This is a genomic window from Streptomyces sp. NPDC048434, assembly GCF_043200375.1.
Classification (GTDB): domain Bacteria; phylum Actinomycetota; class Actinomycetes; order Streptomycetales; family Streptomycetaceae; genus Streptomyces.
Genome location: NZ_JBICXQ010000013.1, coordinates 187782 through 207230, shown reverse-complemented (window position 1 = coordinate 207230; position 19449 = coordinate 187782). Strand labels below are relative to the sequence as shown.

The window sequence follows — 19449 nt, the reverse complement described above, 5'->3', positions numbered from 1 at the left end:
CCGCACCGCACGAGCGCCCCCGTACGAACACGTCGTACGGGGGCGCTGTGGTGTCCGCGGCCGCCTCTCGGAACCCGGGCCGGCGTCAGGCCCCCTGGATCACCTGCAGCACACCGTTGATGATCTGCTGCACCGCGAGCGCGGAGAGCATCATGCCCGCCAGCCGCGTCACCAGGACCACTCCGCCGTCCTTGATCAGACGGATGATCACCAGCGAGAACCGCATCACCAGATACAGCACCACATGGATCGCCGCGATCGCCGTCCAGACGGAGAGCTGAGCGGCGAAGCCGTGCGCATGCTGCACCGCGAGGATCACCGACACGATCGCGCCGGGCCCGGCCAGCAGCGGCATGCCCAGCGGCACCAGCGCCACATTGACGTCCTTGGTCTGGGTCGGCTCCTCCGACTTCCCGGTCAGCAGGTCCAGCGCGACCAGCAGAAGCAGCAGCCCGCCCGCGATCATCAGCGCGGGCGTCGAGATGTGCAGCCGCCCCAGGATCTGCCGGCCGAAGAGGCCGAAGACGGCGATGACGCAGAAGGCGACGGTGGCCGCCTGCCAGGCCATCCGGCGCTGCACCTTGGCCGGCCGGCCGGAGGTCAGGCCCAGGAAGATCGGAGTGATACCCGGCGGATCCATGATCACGAAGAGGGTGACGAAGAGCGTACTGAAGACAGCGATGTCGAACACGGTGAAGGCCTTGTGAGAGGTGGTACGGGATGAACGCTCACGGGCGGCGCGCGGGAGCGGCCCCGTAAGGAAGGACGGGGAGTGGGTGGTCGGCGGGCGACGGCGGACGCGGGGCGGTATCCGCACCGGCCCGGACGGCACCGGACAGATGTCGCTGAAGATCCCGGGGAACGGGGCGCGCGCCGCGGCCACCGGCCGCGCGGGGGCTCAGCCGCCCGTGCCGGGAACGGGGAAGGCGCCGGTCGCGCGGCGCACGATCTCGCCGTAGATCTCGGGATCGGTGGTGTATTCGCCGAGGCGGCAGGTCTTGCGGCTGCCGTGGTAGTCGCTCGATCCGGTGGCCAGCAGGCCGAGGTCGGCGGCCAGGCCGCGCAGCCGCGCGCGGGTCGGGTCGTCGTGGTCCATGTGGTCGACCTCGATGCCGTCGAGACCGGCCGCGGCGAGTTCGGCGACCGCGCTCTCCGGTACGCAGGAGCCGCGCTTGACGGCCAGCGGATGCGCGAAGACGGTGACCCCGCCGGCGCCCTTGACCAGCCGGATCGCGTCGAACGGGTCGAGCTCGTGCTTCTGCACGTACGCCCTGCCGTCGTTGGCGAGCCACTCGGAGGTGAAGGCATCCGAGACGGAGCCGACCACGCCCAGGTCGACGAGGGCGGTGGCGATATGCGGCCGCCCCACGGCGCCGTCGCCGGCGATCCGGGCGACCTGTTCCCAGGTGACCGGCACACCGAGCTCGCGCAGCTTGGCGACCATGCCCTGGGCCCGCGGCACCCGGTCGTCCCGCACCAGCTCCCGCTCACGGGCGAGTTCCGGCTCCTCGGGGTCGAAGAGGTAGGCGAGCATATGGAGGCTCACCCCGTCGAGCCGGCAGGAGAGTTCGGCGCCGGTGACCAGCGTCAGCCCCGCGGGCAGCGCGGCGCGCGCCTCGGCATGGCCGCCGACGGTGTCGTGGTCGGTCAGCGCGACGACGTCCAGACCCGCGGACGCGGCGCCTCGCACCAGCTCGGCGGGGGTGTCCGTACCGTCGGACGCCGTGGAGTGGGTGTGCAGATCGATGCGCACGACGCGGACTCCAGACTGCTGCGGGACGGATACGGGACGGGGCCCGGCAGGAACGCCGGGTGGAGGCACACCGTAGGGGGACCTCAGCAGGATACCGGGCGGCCGGTAGCGCCCGGCGCCCGTCGGACCGTGAGTGACGCCACCCCGCCGGCGCCGCGGCCGGCCCTCAGCCCAGAATGCGCGGCGAGATGGCCCCGCACGGCAGCAGATCCACCTCGGCGCCGGCCTCGCGCAGATCCGTCAGCACCAGCTCGTCGTAGAGCAGCAGCCCCGACTGCTCGGGCCAGGCGATCGCCCAGAGCCACAGCCCGCGCGCCTCGCCCGCGAAGACCGCGCGGTCCGCGGGCGCATCGTCGACATGCCACAACGCGGTCGGGCGGCCGGCGGCGAGCACCTTGGCGTGCGGCGGTTTGTCCACGCACATATGGGGGCCGGGGTCGGGGCCGTCGATTCCGGCATAGCGCGCGCCGAGTCCGACGCCCAGTTCCTCGGCGATCAGCAGCAGTTCACCAGGGCCGCCGAGCGGCCCGGGGCCGGTGCAGGCCACGGCGGTCGCGCGGCCGCCGCTGCGGTCGTCGCCGGCACAGGCCACGCCCGTGAACAGCCAGCCGACCGGCAGCGGCCAGGGCATCCATACGGGGACCTGTGCGCGGTGCACGACAACGCCGAGCGCCTCGACGCTCGGCGGGACGACGGGCTGGAGTGGATGCACGGTGCCGTGCAGCGCGCACTGCCAGGTGTCGGAGAAGAGACCGGGCGCCCTTACCCGGCCTCCGCACTTCGGGCAACTGGGTTCGCCCCTCATAGGCATCCACGGTCCTCCAGCCCCGCCGCCGCGTCAAGGACGATCACCCGACCGGTGTGCCCCGAATCACGTACGCCGCCGCGTATTTGACCGCTTCCCCGGTCCGCCGTGTCCCACCGGAAAAGTAGTTGCCACTTGCACTCTTTAGCGTACCTAACTTATTGTGTGTAAACGTCAACGATCTCGGTGGTCCAGCGGGACCGCGGAACAGGGATACGCAACCCGGCAACGGAAGGGGAACCGCGGCATGAGCGGCACGAAGAGCAGCGGCCACGGCAGCGGCGCGGACGATCCGTTCGAGGAGGGCGGTACGTCCATCCTCCGCCAGCCGAAGGCCGTATGGGCCACGGCGGGCGCCTCGGTCGTGGCCTTCATGGGCATCGGCCTCGTCGACCCGATCCTCCCCTCGATCGCCCGGGGCCTGCACGCCACCAACAGTCAGGTCTCCCTCCTCTTCACCTCCTACTTCCTGATCACCGCCGTCGCGATGCTCGTCACCGGCTTCGTCTCCAGCCGCATCGGCGGCCGTAAGACGCTGCTGGCCGGTCTGGCACTGGTGGTGGTCTTCGCCGCGCTCTCCGGCATGTCGGGGTCGGTCGGCGAACTCGTCGGCTTCCGTGCCGGGTGGGGACTGGGCAACGCCCTGTTCGTGTCCACGTCGCTGGCGGTCATCGTGGGCGCCGCGGCCGGCGGCAGCGCGGCGGCGATCCTGCTCTACGAGTCCGCGCTGGGGCTCGGCATGGCCTGCGGTCCGCTGCTCGGCGCGGTCCTCGGCGACATGAAGTGGCGCTATCCGTTCTTCGGCACCGCCGCCCTGATGGCCATCGGGTTCCTCGCCATCACGGCCTTCCTCAAGGAGCAGCCCGGGCCCGCCCGGAAGACCTCGCTCCTCGACCCGGTCAAGGCACTCGGCCACGGCGGGCTGGCCTCCGCCGCCGTCTCCGCGTTCTTCTACAACTACGCGTTCTTCACGGTGCTGGCCTTCACCCCGTTCGTGCTGAACATGTCGCCGTACAAGTCCGGTGGCGTGTTCTTCGCCTGGGGTGTGCTGCTCGCGGTGTTCTCGGTGCTCGTGGCGCCCCGGCTGCAGCACCGCTTCGGCTCGCTGAAGGTGCTGGGCGGCTCGTTGCTGCTGCTCGCCGCCGACCTGCTCGTGCTGGGCTACGGCGACCACACCACCGCCATCGTCTGCACGGTCCTCTCCGGCGCCTTCATCGGCCTGAACAACACCGTCTTCACCGAGCTGGCGCTGGGCGTCTCGGACGCACCGCGCCCGGTGGCGAGCGCCGGTTACAACTTCGTGCGGTGGTTCGCCGCTGCGGCCGCACCGTTCCTCGCGCCGAAGATCGAGGAGTGGACCGACATCCATGTCCCGTTCGTGGTCGCGGCGGTCGCGGCGGCGATCGGCGCGGGCATCGTCGCCGTCCGGCGCCGGGTACTGACCACCGAGGCCGAGGCGCTGGAGCCGCAGCACGCCACGGAGGACGGGGTCACGGTCTTCGCCAACTGACGGGGGCCGGGCACCTCACCCCCGTCCGACTGCCTGCCGGAGCAGGGAAACTGACGCCGCGTCCGCCCTCCCGTCCGGAGGGGGACGCGGCGCGCGGCTCAGTCGAGCGGGACGCCCGTACGCAGCGGGTCGCGCAGGTCCGTGCCGTGCTCCAGCCACCGCTTCTCCAGGGCCTCGGCACCGTGCACCCGCTTCCAGGCGGCCTCGTTGGGCGTCATCGGCAGCAGCGGCAGAAAGCGGACCGGCTCCCTCGGCTCGTCGAGTTCGAGGTCCTCGACGAGCCCCCCGGGCGACGCGACCAGAACCGAGGTGAAAGCCGCCTCGGGCCACAGCGGCTCCCCCACGTCCAGCGAGGCTCCGGGAGCCACGACCACCCCCTCGACCTGCGGCGACGCGGCGAGCACGGCCAGCGGCCTGAGCACCTTGTCGCTCTCCACGCGACCGGCCCGTACGGACAGCAGGAGTTCGGCACGCGGGCCGCGCAGGGGGTCGGCCAGCACCGCGGTGGGATCGGCCATGGGCTGCGCGGACATCCCGAGCGTGGCGTAACGCACCACCCCGTTGTCCACGAAGCGGAGGACCTCGATACGGTCGGTGCCGAGGAACGTGACGGCGGCGCGCGCGTCCGGCTCGCCCAGGGTCGTCCGCAACCGGGCCTCGACCAGCTCAAGAACGTCAGACATGCCGTGAGCATAGGCCGGGCCCTTCGCCCGGCCGTCACCGCTCCACGAGCTGCTCCGCAGCGCCCCCGTTATTCGTATCGAACGGGCAAAGCGGCGCCGTAACGCTTCAGGCGGCTGATAGCCTTGCCGTCTGGTCAGGGAATGACGTCGTCCCCCAACGGGGACCGGCCGGAGGAGGTGGGGCTGCGGTGGATCCGAGTCGACCGTGCAGTACCGATAGTTCTCCTGTCATCCCCTTCGCGCAGCGAATCTCCTGATCCGAGAGCTTCCGTACCCCGCCGCCCAGCGGCGAAACCAGGGAAGCACCTTTGCGCCGGATGTAGATGACGGAAGAGCGCCTTCGACTCTTTGTTCCGTGTTTTCTGCGAACTGCCGTCAGTGTCCCCGCACGGAGCGCCGCCCGCTTTGCGGACGTACAGCCGATGACGCCTTGTACGTCCACGTTCCGGGCAGCGTTGCGCCCCGCGCTCGCAGCTGACGGCCGGCCCGTGAAGGAGCCTGCCATGTCGATGATCCGTGACCTGCGTGCCGCCGTCCGTCCGTCCCGGCGCCGCGACGGCACCCCGTACCACTACGAGAAGTCCGCCCCGGTCTGCACGAACAGCGCCATCGTCGACTGCGGTGTGTACCGCGAGGGCCGCCGGGTGAGCGAGCACGTCACCCCGGCCGAGGCGATGGCCGGGGCGCGGGCCGAGGGCGGCTTCGCCTGGATCGGGCTGCACGAGCCCACCGAGGCCGAATTCGCCGGTATCGCCCAGGAGTTCGGGCTGCACCCGCTCGCCGTCGAGGACGCCGTGCACGCGCACCAGCGGCCCAAGCTGGAGCGCTACGACGAGACCCTGTTCACCGTCTTCAAGACGGTGCACTACGTGGAGCACACCGAGCTGACCGCCACCAGTGAGGTGGTGGAGACCGGCGAGGTGATGTGCTTCACCGGCCGGGACTTCATCGTGACCGTGCGGCACGGCGGCCAGGGCTCGCTGCGCGCGCTGCGGCACCGGCTGCAGGACGACCCGGAGCTGCTGGCCAAGGGGCCGTCCGCGGTGCTGCACGCCATCGCCGACCAGGTCGTCGACGGCTATATGGCGGTGGCCGGCGCGGTCCAGGACGACATCGACGAGGTGGAGATCGACGTCTTCAGCTCGGGCACCAACGGCAAGGGCAACGGCGGCAAGGGCTCCCCCAAGGGCGGCGACGCCGGGCGGATCTACCAACTCAAGCGTGAGGTACTGGAGTTCAAGCGCGCGGTGTCGCCGCTGCTGCGGCCGATGCAGCTGCTGAGCGAGCGCCCCATGCGGCTGGTCGACTCCGACATCCAGAAGTACTTCCGGGACGTCGCCGACCACCTGGCACGGGTCAACGAGCAGGTGCTGTCCTTCGACGATCTGCTCAACTCCATCCTGCAGGCCAACCTCGCACAGGCGGCCGTCGCGCAGAACGAGGACATGCGCAAGATCACGGCATGGGCGGCGATCTTCGCCGTTCCCACGATGATCGCCGGGATCTACGGCATGAACTTCGACTACATGCCCGAGCTGCACTGGAAGTTCGGCTATCCGGCGATGATGATGGTGACGGTCGCCATCTGCTTCGGCATCCACCGCGGATTCAAGCGCAACGGATGGCTGTGACCGGGACCCCGCCGCCTCCGGCTCCGCCGTATCTCAGCGCCTGGGCGGCCCCGGACCGACCGGGCCGGGGCCATTAGGCTGGGCCGTATGACGGAGATCGTGTCGCAGGCCCTGCAGGATCGGGCGCTCATCGAAGAGGCCACGAAGAAATCCGGCCTCATCTGGGTGCGGGGGAACGCCGGCCCGGCCCGTGCGCTGTGGCATCTGTGGCACGACGGAGCCGCCTGCCTCGTCGGGGACGGAACCGCCGAACAGCCGCTGGCCGACCTCGGGCTCACCGACGGCGGTACGGCGACGGTCACCGTACGCAGCAAGGACAAGGGCGGCCGGCTGATCAGCTGGCAGGCCAGGGTCGTCGAGCCGGCGCCGGAGAGCGAGGCCTGGCGGGCCGCCGTCGACGAGCTGAAGGGCAAGCGCCTCAACGCACCGGACGCCGACACCCTCACGGAGCGCTGGGCGCGCGAGTGCCGGGTGCTGCGGCTGGAGCCGACCGGGGAGGCGGAGCAGCGCCCCGGCCGGATGCCGGAGGACTCGCACGCCGCACCGCCGCTGGAGACCTCCGCGATCACCCGGCGTCCCGCCCCGGCCGCGCTGCCGAAGCTGCTGCTGCGGCGGCGGGGGCGTAAGAGCTGAGGCCCGGGACGTACGGGCCGGGCCCGTCGTGTGAGGGGCCGGGCCCTGAGGGCTGCCCGGTGAGGCGGGCCCGGCGAGCGGCCGGGCCGCGGTCCGTTGCCGGTTCTCAGCCCTTGCCGGAGATCTTGGCTCCGTAGTCCACGACCTGGCCCTTGGCCGGGGCCTTGAGGTCCACACTCCGGCCCCAGTCGGCCAGCCGGACGACCCCCGCGCCACCGGCGCGATGCAGCCGCAGCGGGTAGGGCGTGCCCTCCAGCGAGACGTCCAGGGTGCCGCCGGAGCCCGCGCCGGCGGCCACCCGGATGGTGCGGGCCCCGTCGATGTCGCTGCGGTCACCGGTCGTCAGCTTGCCGTGCAGCCCGAGCAGGCCGGCGAGCAGCGTGTCCTTGTCGGTGAAGCCGCTGAAGCGCTTGTAGACCGGGTCGCCGGCGGGCACCTTGACGTATTTGCCGCCGAGCTTGTCCGCCGCCTGGTTGGGCCGGCCCGAGGCACCGCTCTTCTCACCGGCCCAGAAGGCCGCGTTCGCCTTCAGATAGAGCGCATCGCCGACCCGCAGCAGCTGGAAGGCGGCCGCCTTCGTGGTCAGCTCCCCCTTCGCGCCGTCCTTCGCCAGACGCATGTCGAGCTTGTAGGTGCGGCCCTGGCTGACGACATTGCCGGAGAGGTGCACCGTGTCGGCGTGCTCGGCCGCGGCCCGCGCCTTGGACTCGATCTTCGCGGCGGGCAGCTTCCCCACGCCGTTGGTGCCGGCGTCCGGGTCCCCACTGCCCCCGCAGCCGGTCAGCGCCACGGCCAGTGCCGCACAGGCCGCCCCCACGAGCGCGGCCCGTCCCGTACGGCGGGTTCCGGCCAGGGGGAGGGGGCCGGCCCCCGGGGCGATGGCGCTCACGTCGGCTCTGCCTCCTGATGCGGGTGACCTCGACAGCAGTACGGCAGCGTACCTGGACCGCGCACGGTCTTCGGCGGGGTGTGTGGCGGTCACCCTACGGCCTCCTCCACCGGGGCGGCGCAGGCCGGGGCACGTTAGCCTGAACCCGAATTGATGCCATATTTCGGGGCTGAACGGGAGAAAGGGTGGCACTCTGCATGGCAGTGGTGACTCCCCGGGTCTTTGTCTCCCATCTCGCCGGCATCGCCGTCTTCGACCCCAACGGCGACCAGGTCGGCCGGCTGCGGGATCTCGTCGCGCTGCTGCGGGTGGGCGACCGCCCGCCGCGGATACTCGGGGTGGTCGTCGAGGTGATCAGCAGGCGCCGGATCTTCGTGCCCATGACGCGGGTGACCGGGGTGGAGTCCGGCCAGATCATCATCACCGGCGTGGTCAATATGCGGCGCTTCGAGCAGCGGACGTCCGAGACGCTGGTGCTCGGGGAGCTGCTCGACCGGCGGGTGCAGCTGGTGGAGACCGGTGAGGAGGTCACCGTCCTCGACATCGGCATCACCCAGCTGCCGGCCCGGCGCGACTGGGAGATCGACAAGGTCTTCGTACGCAAGGGCAAGGGCGGGGCGCTGCGCCGGAGAATCCTGCGGCGCGAAGCGCCTCCTGCGAAGGGCGGTGTCGGGAGGCGGGCGGGCGAGACGCTGACCGTGGAGTGGTCGGCGGTGACCGGATTCTCGCTGGAGGAGCACGGGCAGGGCGCGGAGAGCCTGCTCGCCACCTTCGAACAGCTGCGGCCCGCCGACCTCGCCGGCGTACTGCACCATCTCTCCGCCAAGCGGCGCGCCGAGGTCGCCGCGGCGCTCGACGACGACCGGCTGGCCGATGTCCTGGAGGAGCTGCCGGAGGACGACCAGGTCGAGATCATCGGCAAGCTGAAGGACGAGCGGGCCGCCGACGTCCTGGAGGCGATGGACCCGGACGACGCCGCCGATCTGCTCTCCGAGCTGCCGGAGGAGGAGAAGGAACGGCTGCTGGCGCTGATGCGGCCGGAGGAGGCCGCCGATGTGCGGCGGCTGATGTCGTACGAGGAGCGCACCGCGGGCGGGCTGATGACCACCGAGCCGATCGTGCTGCGCCCGGACGCGACCGTCGCCGATGCGCTGGCGCGGGTGCGCGACCCGGACCTGTCCCCCGCACTGGCCGCCCAGGTCTATGTCTGCCGGCCGCCGGACGAGACACCCACCGGCAAGTATCTGGGCCTGGTGCACTTCCAACGGCTGCTGCGCGACCCGCCGTTCACCCTCGTCAGCTCGATCGCCGACACCGATCTGCCGGCCCTGCCGCCGGATACCCCGCTGCCGGAGGTGACCAGCTATCTGGCCGCGTACAACATGGTCGCCGCCCCGGTCGTGGACGAGAGCGGGGCCCTGCTGGGCGCCGTCACCGTCGACGACGTGCTGGACCATCTGCTGCCGGACGACTGGCGGGAGGACGGGCTGCACGGCTCGGCCGAGGCCGGTCTGAACGGCGACAGACGCCTCGGGGAGCGTACGGATGGGCGCTGAGGAGCGGGAGAGCGGCAGGGAGCGGTCGCGGGCGAACGGGGCCTCGGCGATGCGCCGGGGCCCCGCGGACCGGCCGCGGGTGCGCCTCGACCAGCCGCGCGCACCGCGCCGTACGTTCCTGCCGGAGTACGACCCGGAGGCGTTCGGGCGGCTTTCGGAGAAGATCGCCCGCTTCCTGGGGACCGGCCGCTTCATCGTCTGGATGACCGTCACCATCATCCTGTGGGTCATCTGGAACACCACGGCCCCCAGTGGACTGAGGTTCGATCAGTACCCGTTCATCTTTCTGACGCTGGCGCTGTCGCTTCAGGCGTCGTACGCCGCGCCGCTGATCCTGCTGGCGCAGAACCGCCAGGACGACCGCGACCGGGTCACCCACGAGCAGGACCGCAAGCAGAACGAGCGCTCCATCGCCGATACCGAGTATCTGACCCGGGAGATCGCGGCGCTGCGGCTCGGCCTGGGAGAGGTCGCCACCCGCGACTGGATCCGCTCCGAGCTCCAGGATTTGCTGAGGGATCTGGGGCCGCCGCGGCCGGTCGGCGCGGAGAGTGATGAACGCGACCGCTGACGGGCTTTCCGGAGGCACCCTCACGCGCCGTACCATCGGGACATGGCTACCGACATGCCCCAAGGCGCGCCGAGCGAGGACGCGATCCGCGAAGCCCTCGCCACGGTGAACGACCCCGAGATCCACCGCCCCATCACCGACCTGGGAATGGTCAAATCGGTGGACATCGCGGCGGACGGCGCGGTGGCGGTCGCGGTCTACCTCACCGTCTCCGGCTGTCCGATGCGCGAGACGATCACCAACAACGTGCGGGACGCCGTCGCGCGCGTCGCCGGTGTGACCAGCGTCGCCGTCGAGCTGGACGTGATGAGCGACGAGCAGCGCAAGGAGCTGACCACGTCGCTGCGCGGCGGCACCGCCGAGCGCGAGGTGCCGTTCGCCCAGCCCGGTTCGCTGACCCGGGTCTATGCCGTCGCCTCCGGCAAGGGCGGCGTCGGCAAGTCGTCGGTGACGGTCAACGTCGCCGCGGCGATGGCGGCCGACGGTCTGAAGGTCGGTGTCGTGGACGCCGACATCTACGGCCACTCCGTACCCCGCATGCTCGGTGCCGACGGCCGGCCCACCCAGGTCGAGAACATGATCATGCCGCCGTCGGCGAACGGCGTGAAGGTCATCTCGATCGGCATGTTCACCCCGGGCAACGCGCCCGTCGTCTGGCGCGGCCCGATGCTGCACCGCGCGCTGCAGCAGTTCCTCGCCGACGTCTACTGGGGCGACCTGGACGTGCTGCTGCTGGACCTGCCCCCGGGCACCGGCGATATCGCGATCTCGGTGGCGCAGCTGGTGCCGAACGCCGAGATCCTGGTGGTCACCACCCCGCAGCAGGCCGCCGCCGAGGTCGCCGAGCGGGCCGGTTCGATCGCCGTGCAGACCCACCAGAAGATCGTCGGCGTGGTGGAGAACATGTCCGGGCTGCCCTGCCCGCACTGCGACGAGATGGTCGATGTCTTCGGCACCGGCGGCGGCGAGCGGGTCGCCGAGGGCCTGACGAAGACGACCGGTACGCAGGTGCCGGTGCTCGGTGCCATCCCGATCGACGTCCGGCTGCGCGAGGGCGGCGACGAGGGCAAGCCGGTCGTGCTGACCGACCCCGACTCCCCCGCCGGCGCGGCGATCCGCGCGATCGCGGGCAAGCTGGGCGGCCGGCAGCGGGGTCTGCAGGGCATGTCGCTCGGTATCACCCCGCGCAACAAGTTCTGAGACCGCGGCCGGCCCCCCGACGCGGACGCCGGCTCCCGGATGACGCCGGAAAGGGGCGGGCCCGCACGGGTCCGCCCCTTTCCGTGTGCCCGTTCAGCTCTCGTACGCGGCGAGATCCTTGATCACCGAGAAGCCCAGTCCGTAGGCGCTCATCCCGCGCCCGTAGGCCCCGATGTGCACGCCCTCGGGGTCCTCGCCCGCCGAGCCGGCCAGCACCCAGCCGTACTCGGACTCGCGGTAGGCGAACGACGTCGGCACGCCGTCCACCGGCAGCATCAGCTCGCTCCAGCTCCCGCCGCCGAGGTCGTCGGCCAGCTCCCAGGCGATCATCGTCTGCTGGTCCAGCCAGTCCTGGCGCAGCGTCCGGTCCATCTGGGTGGGCCAGGTCTGCGCGAGCAGCCCCGACCCGGCGAGCCAGGCGGCCGTCGAGACCGAGGTCGCCTCCAGTACGCCGGTGCCGTCGGCACTGCGCCGTACGGGGCGGCTGGCGACCGTCACCACGACCGCGAACCGCTCGTCCTGCGGCGGTTCCACCTTGATGGTGGGCTCCTCGCCGTGCCCGGTGGCGCCGTGCTCGACGGTGCCGTCCGCGGCCGCGCCGACCTGCATCAGCCAGCGCGGACCGGTGAACGCCTCGTCGAGGCCGTACCACGGGAACGCGGCCAGCAGATAGCCGTCGACCTTGCGGCCGGCCTCCGCGGACACTTCTTGTGCCGCTGTCCGACTCGTCGTCTCCATCTGCGCGGAGCCTCCTTGTTGCCCTGCGTCGTGGGCGGCCCGCCCCCCTCAGGCGACCGAACCCCGGACACCCGGAGCATAGCCATAGGCGTCAACACAGCCGGTCATACCGGTGTGTGTCAGGTGGCGTCGGCGTCGAACGGCGGACGCTCGTCCGGCTGAGGGCTTCCGGTCTTCTTCACCATGTCGGGGCGGCCGGCGGAGGAGGCCGGGGACTCCTTGGACAGGCTGGGACCTGAGCCGTTCGAGGGCGTGGCGGAAGAGGCGCTGTCTTCGCCGTGGACGGCGTCGGTGACCTCGGCCATCTCCTTCTTGAGGTCGAAGCCGTTACGGATGTCCTGAAGGTCCTTGAGGCCGTACTCGTCCTTCTCCAGGACATGCTTGCGCACGAAGTTCTTGGGCTTGAGGTCCTCGAACTCGAAGTCCTTGAAGTCCGGCCCCAGCTCGCTGCGGATGTCTTCCTTGGCGCTGTCGGAGAACGCCCGCACCTTGCGGATGAAGCCCATGACGTCCTGGATGACCTTGGGAAGCTTGTCCGGGCCGAAGACGAGCACGCCAAGGATCACGAGCGCCACCAGCTCGAGGGGTCCTATGTCGAAGAACACCTTGCAGCTCCTTGGGTAATCCGTGGCCTTCGTCGGCCTATGGGCCAGGCCGCCTATCACGGTACCTGGCCCCGTACGTCGGGCGGGAGTCACCCGTGCCAACACCATGCAAACGATCAACCCGTGCTGGAGGAACCCAGGCTGAGCCGTACGGACCGATCCTTACCGCCCCTTTGGACGGTGAGCATCAGCGTGTCGCCGGGCCGGTGGCTGCGGATCTTGACGATCAGCTCCTCGCCGCTGTGCACCGGCGCACCGTCCACCTCGGTGATCACATCACCGGCCTTGATCCCGGCCTTGGCACCGGGGCCGTCCGGGGTGACCGGCGGTTTGCCGCTCTTGCTGTGCTCGCTGACCCGCGCCCCGTCGCCGGCGTACTCCATCTCCAAGGTCACGCCGATCACCGGATGTGTCGCCCGGCCGGTGTTGATCAGCTCCTCGGCCACCCGCTTGGCCTGGTTGATCGGTATGGCGAAGCCCAGCCCTATGCTGCCGCCCTGGGCGCCGCCGTTCAGGCCGCTGCCGCTGTCGGCCGCGCGGATGGCGCTGTTGATGCCGATCACCCGAGCCTTGGCGTCCACCAGCGGGCCGCCGGAGTTGCCGGGGTTGATGGGCGCATCGGTCTGCAGCGCGTCCACGTACGAGACATCGCTGCCGTCGCCCTTCTCGCCGCCCGCGGTGATCGGGCGCTGCTTGGCGCTGATGATCCCGGAGGTGACGGTGTTGGCGAGGTCGAACGGGGCGCCGATCGCCACCACCGGGTCGCCGACCTGCACGGCGTCGGAGTTGCCGAGCGTGAGCGGCCGCAGTCCCGTGACGTCCTCCACCTGGATGACGGCGAGGTCATAGCCGCCGTCCTGGCCGACGACCTTGGCCTTGGCCGTCTGGCCGCCGCTGAAGGTCACCGAGATCTCGCCACCGCTGCCGGCCGGCTGGACGACATGGTTGTTGGTGAGGATGTGCCCCTGGCGGTCGAGGACGAAGCCGGTGCCGGTCCCCTGTTCGGCGCTGCCCCGTACGTGAATCGTGACCACGCCGGGCAGTGCGGTCTGCGCGATCCCGGCGACGCTGTCGGGCCGGCGGCCCCCCTCGTCACCGGCGGACTGCGGAAGCTTGATGTCGTTGATCCCGCCGTAGCGCTCGACATACGCGCCGATGCCGCCGCCGATGCCTCCCGCGAGCAGCGCCAGCGCCACCGCGCCGGCGACCAGCGGCCCCCGGCGACGGCGCCGGTCCTGCGGCGACGGAGCGACGGGCCCGCCCTGCAGCGGCGCGCTCCAGGGGTCGTACTGCTGCCAGGCGCCGTGCGCGCCGGGGGGCTGTCCTTGGGCGGAGGCCGGCCCGTGGTCGCCGGGCAGGCCGGAGAAAGGCCGCGGCTGCGGCTGGGCGGTGTAGGGCGCGGCTGCGGCTGCCGGGCGGGGGCCACCATCGCCGGGGTGGGGGACGAAGGCGCCGTCCTGCGCCGCCCCGTCGGATCCGGCGGCCGGTCCGGCCACGGTGTCCAGGGGGGTGGTCTGCGGGCCGGCGGTGTGCGGGGCAGTGGTCTGCGGACCGTGGGACTGCGGGCCGTGGGTCTGTGGGCCATGGGGCTGTGGGCCATGGGGCTGCGGACCGTTGGTCTGCGGACCGTGAGACGGCGAACCGTGGGACGGCTGTGCGTCGGCCCGGGAGGCGGCGCTCGGGGCGGAAGGCGGCTGCGGGGGGCCGGACTTCTGGAGTCCCGGTTGCTGGGAGGCGCGGGGCTCGACAGCCGGCCGGGGGTGCGCGGCCTCGGCCGTCCCGGCCGGATGCGGCTGCTCGCCGGCGTGCGCGAGCGCCGAGCGGTCCTCGCCGGTCGCCCCCGGCGCAACGGTCGGCGGAGCGGACGGCGGTGACTGCGGGTGGCCCGGGTGGCCCGCGCCCGGCATCGCGGCCTGCGGGGCGGCCGGGGCCGCGTACGGGGGCTGCGGCCCGGCGGCCGGCGGGAGGACGGTGCCGTGCGCGGGGGTCGCCACCGGTCGCTGTACGGGCGGCGCGGGCGCCCACGGCCCGGGACCGCCGTACGGAGGGGTGCCGTACGGGTCCTCGGCGTGCAAGGGCTGCTGCCGCTGCGGCGCTTCGCCCAGAGCCTCGGCCGCTGCCGGGAGAGGTACCGAGGCGGATGCGGAGGCCGGCGCGGAGGCTGCCACCGTGGTCGTGGCCGCTTCATCCGACGCCTCGCCCCGTGCACCCGGCTGCGCCTCGTCCCACGCGCCGCCGGGCACCCGGCCGAGCGTCACGGTCGAGGGGGCCGGGCGCGCACCGCTCGTCCCGGCGCCCATGGCCCCGGCATCCTCCTGGGGCGGCGCGTCCGCGGCAGTCGCACCCTGCGCCGACGCCAACTCCTCGGCCGTGGCGTCCGCTTCGGCCGCCCCGGCGTTCCCGGACGACTCCGGCGGCACGCCTGTCCCCGAGCCCTTGCGCGGCTCCGGCGGACGCACGATCCAGTCCTCCGCCTCCTGCACGTCGGACGTGCCGGACGCGCCGGCCCGCGCCTCGTCCGCCGTGCCTCCGGCGGGCGGTATCACCTGCGGACCGGCCTCGGCGGACGGTTCCGTGCGCGGGGTGCCTCCCGGGCGGCTCCACCACTTCAGCTTCGGCCCGGCGGCCTTACCGTCGTCCATGCTCTCCCCAGAATTCGCCCGCGGCCGTGCGCGGGCCACCACCACCTCGCGGTACGCGCCCGGTCAGGGGAGCGCCGCGCCACAGCGATTCAACCAGTTCCGCGCGGGGCTGCGCAGGGGACGGTCAGCGCTGGGCGGTGGTTGAGCCAGGGGCGGAGGGGGCCGCTGCTGCCGTCAGGGAACCCCTCAGCGGGCGCATCGGCTCCAGGGGCGGGGGCGCGGGCGGGCTCTTCCGCACGGGGGTGTTGCCGGTAGCGGAGGCCAGCGGCGCGAGGTGGTACGCCGATGCCGGACCGGTCGCGGCTATCAGCGGCGACAGGCCGAAGCGTCCGGCCGGGGCGGGCGATGCCGCCGAGGACTGCGAGGAGGAGGGCGCCGCGGTGGGGCCGTACAGGGTCATGGCGCTGGGGGCCGGGGCCATGGTCGGTCCGCCGGACGGCTGCCAGGCACCGGACCGGGAATTCTTGGCGGGAAATTCCTCACCGCGCAGGAGCGCGTTGCCGTCGGCCGCCGGGCTGACGCTGAGCGGGGTGACGGCCGTGCCGCCGCCGTCGACGCGTCCGCCGGGCAGATCGACGGCCGCCTCCAACGGGAGGGCGCCACCCAGTGCGAACGCCGCGAGGGAGACCGCACCGGCCGCCGCGAAGGCGAACCGACGCCGCTGTGCGGGCCGGTCGCTCTCCTGCACACGGAAACCGCGCCCGCGGGGCTGCGGGGGAATCGCTGCCATGGCATGGCCGGAGTGGCCGTCGGAGGGGACGTAGCCGAACGCGCCGCCGCCACGGGCGAAGTCGCCGCGTCCGAAGCTGCCGTTGCCGAGCCGGCTGCCGGGACCGCCGAGGTCGCCACCGGGCAGCTGCTGCAGTCGTGCCAGCAGTCCCTCGGAGGGACCGGGGGGTGCCGTCTCGGCGAATACGCTTTTCAGCCGACGCTGAGCGTCGGCCTCTGATTTGCACCGTCCGCATGTCGCAAGATGCGCGAGCACCCGCTCGCGTGCGTCATGCCCCAACTCGCCGTCGACCAGGGCCGCGAGGCGGTCGCCGAGATGCTGCTCGGCGGGGGACGGACCGCCACTGCCGCTCACGCGATTCCGACCTCCCCCGTGGGCACCACGGCCAGCGACCGCCGCTGCTCACGTTCTTCGGCACGGGTGGCCGGCGCGCGGTGCTTGAGGGCCTTGCGCAGATGGGAACGGCCGCGGTGGATCCGGCTGCGGACCGTACCGAGCTTGACACCGAGCGTCGCGGCGATCTCCTCGTATGACAGGCCTTCGATGTCGCACAGGACGACGGCGGCACGGAACTCGGGCGCAAGGGTGTCCAGCGCCTGCTGCACATCGGCGTCGAAGTGGGTGTCGTTGAAGTGCTGCTGCGGTGAGGGCTCGCGGCTGGGGAGCCGCTCGGCGGCATCGTCACCGAGCGCATCGAAGCGGATGCGCTGACGACGGCGGACCATGTCCAGGAAGAGGTTGGTGGTGATCCGGTGCAGCCAGCCCTCGAAGGTGCCGGGGGTGTACGTCGACAGCGAGCGGAAGACGCGGACGAACACCTCCTGGGTGAGGTCCTCGGCGTCGTGTTGATTGCCGGTGAGGCGATAGGCAAGGCGGTAGACCCGTGCACTGTGGGTGCTGACGATCTCCTCCCAGCTGGGCGGAGTCCACGCCTGCGCATCCGCGTCTGCGGCAAAGGTCGCGGTGGTTGCGGAGTCGGCGACGGGGGCCCCTCCCATGCCCTTAGGGCCATGGGGGCGGGAACGGTCAGCAGTGTTTGTCACGGATTTCGGCTCGGCATATGACCTTTTCAAGCGCCTCAGCACCCCTCGGTCACCCGCCGCAGCCGCACCTCCCCTGGTGGCTCTGGTGGTGTCCAGTAGAGCCCCTACCATATCCACCTCGCCCGTTAGCTCCGGATAAGCAGTTTTGACCTGCATTTGGTCCTGCTTCTGGTCTTGCTTCGTGTCTCGCGCGGTCTTCACCGGTGCGTCCCCCCGTCATCCCCCTACCTCTCCATAACGCGCGGTCCCATCTGCGGGTTCCCGCACGCAGCGGATACAGTCACGGTTGCGTCAACTACGGGGACAGGAGAGGGCCATTACCGGCAACCGGCAGACGAGCTTGGCATTCGCCGAGGCGTACGGCGCCGGGACCATCGACGACAGCGCCGAGGCCGCCCTGCGGTGGTCCCGTGACTGCGCGCGGGAAGCCGGCATCCGTACGGTGACGACCGGCACCGGAGCAGCCCTGCGCCTGCTCGCGGCCACCGCGGACGCCAAAGCGGTCGCCGAGATCGGCACCGGCACGGGCGTGTCGGGCATCTACCTCCTGCACGGCATGCGGCCCGACGGGGTGCTGACCACCGTGGATCTCGAACCGGAGCGGCAGACGTTCGCCAAGCAGGCGTTCCGTGCGGCCGGCTTCGCCGGGAACCGCGCCCGCTTCATTCCCGGCCGTGCCCTGGACGTACTCCCCCGTCTCGCGGACGGCGGCTACGACCTCGTGTTCTGCGACGGCGACCTCATGGAGTGCCTGGAGTACCTCGCTGAATCGTTGCGTCTGCTGCGCCCCGGCGGCCTGATCTGCTTCGAGGGCGTCTTCGCCGACGGCCGTACGGTCGACTCGGCGCTGCAGCCCGCCGAGGTGCTGCGGCTGCGGGAACTGCTGCGGGCCATCCGGGAGAGCACCACGCTGGTGCCGGCCCTGCTGCCGGTCGGCGACGGACTGCTCTGCGCGGTCAAGCGCGGCTGACCGGCCCGGCAAGCGGGCTGTCCCGTCCCGGCCCCAGAACATAAAACCGCCCCGGCATGTGGCGCGCCTTAACTGCGCGCCACATGCCGGGGCCGGGGTAATTCGGCTGGGGATACCGGGGTCAGCCCCGGGAAACCGCCGGTTGCGCCGCCCTTGTCAGACGGTGACCTTGTCCAGGGCCTCACCCAGCGCCTTGGCCTCGTCGGGGGTCAGCTCGACGACGAGCCGCCCGCCGCCTTCGAGCGGAACGCGCATGACGATGCCCCGCCCCTCCTTGGTCACCTCGAGCGGGCCGTCGCCCGTCCGCGGCTTCATGGCCGCCATGCTCGTTCCCCTTCCTGAAACCAGCTCATCTCAGCCGACGGCCCGAATAGGCACGTGTCACCGGCATCGAACACATTGCTTCCAGGCCATTATCCCGCATCGAACGACCCGATGACCAACATCGGGCAGCATCCCTTCAGCAACGCGCTCCCGCAAACCCCCTCAATTCGGTGAGGTGGCTGTAATACTTCTCCGCCCGCCGACCTCCGACGCGCCCGCAATCTTTGATGTACGTCACATGCCGAGGCCCGATGATCTCCGGCATCCTGAGCGCTGACTGCCGCTGCCGAGCAGTCCGAGCCGCGACGGAGGGGACTCCCACTATGGCCGACACCGTGCTCTATGACGTGACCGACGGACTCGCGACGATCACTCTCAACCGCCCCGACGCGATGAACGCGATGAATACCGAGGCGAAGGTCCTGCTGCGGGACACCCTGAAGGAGGCGGCCGCCGATCCGGCCGTACGCGCCGTTCTGCTGACCGCCACCGGGCGCGCCTTCTGCGTCGGGCAGGACCTCAAGGAGCACATCGGCCTGCTGGCCGAGGACCGGGCCACCGGCTCCGGCGGCACCATGAACACCGTGCGTGAGCACTACAACCCCATCGTGACGGCGCTGACCGAGATGCCCAAGCCCGTCGTCGCGGGCGTCAACGGGGTCGCCGCGGGCGCCGGTGCGGGCTTTGCGCTGGCCGCCGACTACCGCGTGGTCGCCGACTCCGCGTCCTTCAACACCTCCTTCGCCGGCGTCGCGCTGACCGCCGACTCCGGGGTGTCCTGGACGCTGCCCCGGCTGATCGGGCACGGCAGGGCCGCCGATCTGCTGCTCTTCCCGCGCAATGTCAGCGCCCAGGAGGCCTACGACCTGGGCATGGCCAACAAGGTGGTCCCGGCCGACCAACTGGCCGGAGAGGCTGCGGCCGTTGCCCGCCGGCTGGCCCAGGGCCCGACCGCCGCGTATGCCGCGATCAAGGAGTCACTGGCCTACGGGGCGGGGCACTCGCTCGCCGAGACCCTCGGCAAGGAGGACGAGCTGCAGGGCCGGGCCGGGGCGTCGGAGGACCACCAGATCGCGGTCGAGGCGTTCGTGAAGAAGCAGAAGCCGGTCTTCCTGGGCCGCTGACCGGTCCCGCTGACCCGCACCTGCCGGCCGGTGACCCGCACC

Annotated in this window: 19 protein-coding genes; 8 read left to right on the top strand and 11 right to left on the bottom strand. The window is 71.7% G+C overall.

Annotated features, from left to right (window positions below; translation table 11 throughout):
• Positions 1 to 85: 85 nt before the first annotated feature.
• The 3 genes from ACGFWI_RS17890 to ACGFWI_RS17880 all read right to left on the bottom strand — a co-directional run bounded on the left by ACGFWI_RS17890 (position 86) and on the right by ACGFWI_RS17880 (position 2558).
• Positions 86 to 691 (bottom strand): MarC family protein, encoded by a 606-nt coding sequence (locus tag ACGFWI_RS17890; protein ID WP_393906895.1) that lies wholly within the window; start codon positions 689 to 691, stop codon positions 86 to 88.
• 207 nt (positions 692 to 898) lie between these two features.
• Positions 899 to 1753 (bottom strand): PHP domain-containing protein, encoded by an 855-nt coding sequence (locus ACGFWI_RS17885; RefSeq protein ID WP_393906894.1) that lies wholly within the window; start codon positions 1751 to 1753, stop codon positions 899 to 901.
• Positions 1754 to 1919: 166 nt separating this feature from the next.
• Complete coding sequence (locus ACGFWI_RS17880) at positions 1920 to 2558, bottom strand: DUF6758 family protein (RefSeq protein ID WP_392373975.1); 639 nt, start codon at positions 2556 to 2558, stop codon at positions 1920 to 1922.
• A gap of 247 nt (positions 2559 to 2805) precedes the next feature.
• Between ACGFWI_RS17880 and ACGFWI_RS17875 the strand changes: the two genes are divergently transcribed.
• On the top strand, positions 2806 to 4068 hold the full coding sequence (locus ACGFWI_RS17875) for an MFS transporter (protein ID WP_393906893.1): 1263 nt from the start codon (positions 2806 to 2808) through the stop codon (positions 4066 to 4068).
• A 98-nt stretch (positions 4069 to 4166) separates the two neighbouring features.
• Here ACGFWI_RS17875 and ACGFWI_RS17870 read toward each other — a convergent pair whose 3' ends face one another.
• Positions 4167 to 4751, bottom strand: coding sequence for a suppressor of fused domain protein (locus tag ACGFWI_RS17870; protein ID WP_393906892.1), 585 nt, complete (start codon positions 4749 to 4751; stop codon positions 4167 to 4169).
• Between the two features lie 503 nt (positions 4752 to 5254).
• Here ACGFWI_RS17870 and ACGFWI_RS17865 point away from each other — a divergent pair.
• The gene (locus tag ACGFWI_RS17865) at positions 5255 to 6382 is read left to right on the top strand and encodes a magnesium and cobalt transport protein CorA (protein WP_393906891.1); all 1128 of its coding nucleotides are present in this window, start codon (positions 5255 to 5257) and stop codon (positions 6380 to 6382) included.
• Between the two features lie 87 nt (positions 6383 to 6469).
• The gene (locus ACGFWI_RS17860; RefSeq protein WP_393906890.1) at positions 6470 to 7015 is read left to right on the top strand and encodes a hypothetical protein; all 546 of its coding nucleotides are present in this window, start codon (positions 6470 to 6472) and stop codon (positions 7013 to 7015) included.
• Between the two features lie 106 nt (positions 7016 to 7121).
• Here ACGFWI_RS17860 and ACGFWI_RS17855 read toward each other — a convergent pair whose 3' ends face one another.
• Complete coding sequence (locus ACGFWI_RS17855) at positions 7122 to 7904, bottom strand: hypothetical protein (RefSeq protein ID WP_393906889.1); 783 nt, start codon at positions 7902 to 7904, stop codon at positions 7122 to 7124.
• 197 nt (positions 7905 to 8101) lie between these two features.
• Here ACGFWI_RS17855 and ACGFWI_RS17850 point away from each other — a divergent pair, with 197 nt between their 5' ends.
• Genes ACGFWI_RS17850 through ACGFWI_RS17840 form a run of 3 tightly spaced genes read left to right on the top strand, consistent with a single transcriptional unit; the run spans position 8102 to position 11231 of the window.
• Complete coding sequence (locus ACGFWI_RS17850; RefSeq protein WP_393906888.1) at positions 8102 to 9460, top strand: magnesium transporter MgtE N-terminal domain-containing protein; 1359 nt, start codon at positions 8102 to 8104, stop codon at positions 9458 to 9460.
• On the top strand, positions 9450 to 10031 hold the full coding sequence (locus tag ACGFWI_RS17845; protein WP_393906887.1) for a DUF1003 domain-containing protein: 582 nt from the start codon (positions 9450 to 9452) through the stop codon (positions 10029 to 10031). Before ACGFWI_RS17850 ends, ACGFWI_RS17845 begins: the two co-directional genes overlap by 11 nt.
• Before the next feature lie 42 nt (positions 10032 to 10073).
• Positions 10074 to 11231, top strand: a complete 1158-nt coding sequence (locus ACGFWI_RS17840) for an Mrp/NBP35 family ATP-binding protein (protein WP_393906886.1) — start codon at positions 10074 to 10076, stop codon at positions 11229 to 11231.
• Positions 11232 to 11324: 93 nt separating this feature from the next.
• Here the strand turns inward: ACGFWI_RS17840 and ACGFWI_RS17835 are convergent, their stop codons facing one another.
• The 5 genes from ACGFWI_RS17835 to sigE form a co-directional block, all read right to left on the bottom strand.
• Positions 11325 to 11969 (bottom strand): hypothetical protein, encoded by a 645-nt coding sequence (locus tag ACGFWI_RS17835; protein ID WP_393906885.1) that lies wholly within the window; start codon positions 11967 to 11969, stop codon positions 11325 to 11327.
• A 119-nt stretch (positions 11970 to 12088) separates the two neighbouring features.
• Entirely contained in the window at positions 12089 to 12574 is a 486-nt protein-coding gene (locus tag ACGFWI_RS17830; protein ID WP_393906884.1) for a sec-independent translocase, read from the bottom strand.
• Positions 12575 to 12690: 116 nt separating this feature from the next.
• On the bottom strand, positions 12691 to 14481 hold the full coding sequence (locus ACGFWI_RS17825; protein ID WP_393906921.1) for a trypsin-like peptidase domain-containing protein: 1791 nt from the start codon (positions 14479 to 14481) through the stop codon (positions 12691 to 12693).
• Positions 14482 to 15340: 859 nt separating this feature from the next.
• Positions 15341 to 16300, bottom strand: coding sequence for a zf-HC2 domain-containing protein (locus tag ACGFWI_RS17820; RefSeq protein ID WP_393906883.1), 960 nt, complete (start codon positions 16298 to 16300; stop codon positions 15341 to 15343).
• Positions 16297 to 16989: an RNA polymerase sigma factor SigE gene (gene sigE / locus ACGFWI_RS17815; protein ID WP_030085683.1), complete on the bottom strand. Its 693-nt coding sequence runs from the start codon at positions 16987 to 16989 to the stop codon at positions 16297 to 16299. The genes ACGFWI_RS17820 and sigE overlap by 4 nt, the downstream gene beginning before the upstream one ends.
• A 373-nt stretch (positions 16990 to 17362) precedes the next feature.
• Here sigE and ACGFWI_RS17810 point away from each other — a divergent pair, with 373 nt between their 5' ends.
• Positions 17363 to 17959: an O-methyltransferase gene (locus ACGFWI_RS17810; protein ID WP_393906920.1), complete on the top strand. Its 597-nt coding sequence runs from the start codon at positions 17363 to 17365 to the stop codon at positions 17957 to 17959.
• A 156-nt stretch (positions 17960 to 18115) separates the two neighbouring features.
• On the opposite strand, the gene ACGFWI_RS17805 is transcribed toward ACGFWI_RS17810, so the two are convergent.
• Positions 18116 to 18283 carry a DUF3117 domain-containing protein gene (locus ACGFWI_RS17805; protein ID WP_006603288.1) on the bottom strand — a complete coding sequence of 56 codons (168 nt, stop codon included), beginning with the start codon at positions 18281 to 18283 and terminating at the stop codon, positions 18116 to 18118.
• A 323-nt stretch (positions 18284 to 18606) separates the two neighbouring features.
• Between ACGFWI_RS17805 and ACGFWI_RS17800 the strand changes: the two genes are divergently transcribed.
• Positions 18607 to 19407: an enoyl-CoA hydratase-related protein gene (locus ACGFWI_RS17800; RefSeq protein WP_393906882.1), complete on the top strand. Its 801-nt coding sequence runs from the start codon at positions 18607 to 18609 to the stop codon at positions 19405 to 19407.
• The last annotated feature ends 42 nt before the right edge of the window (positions 19408 to 19449 follow it).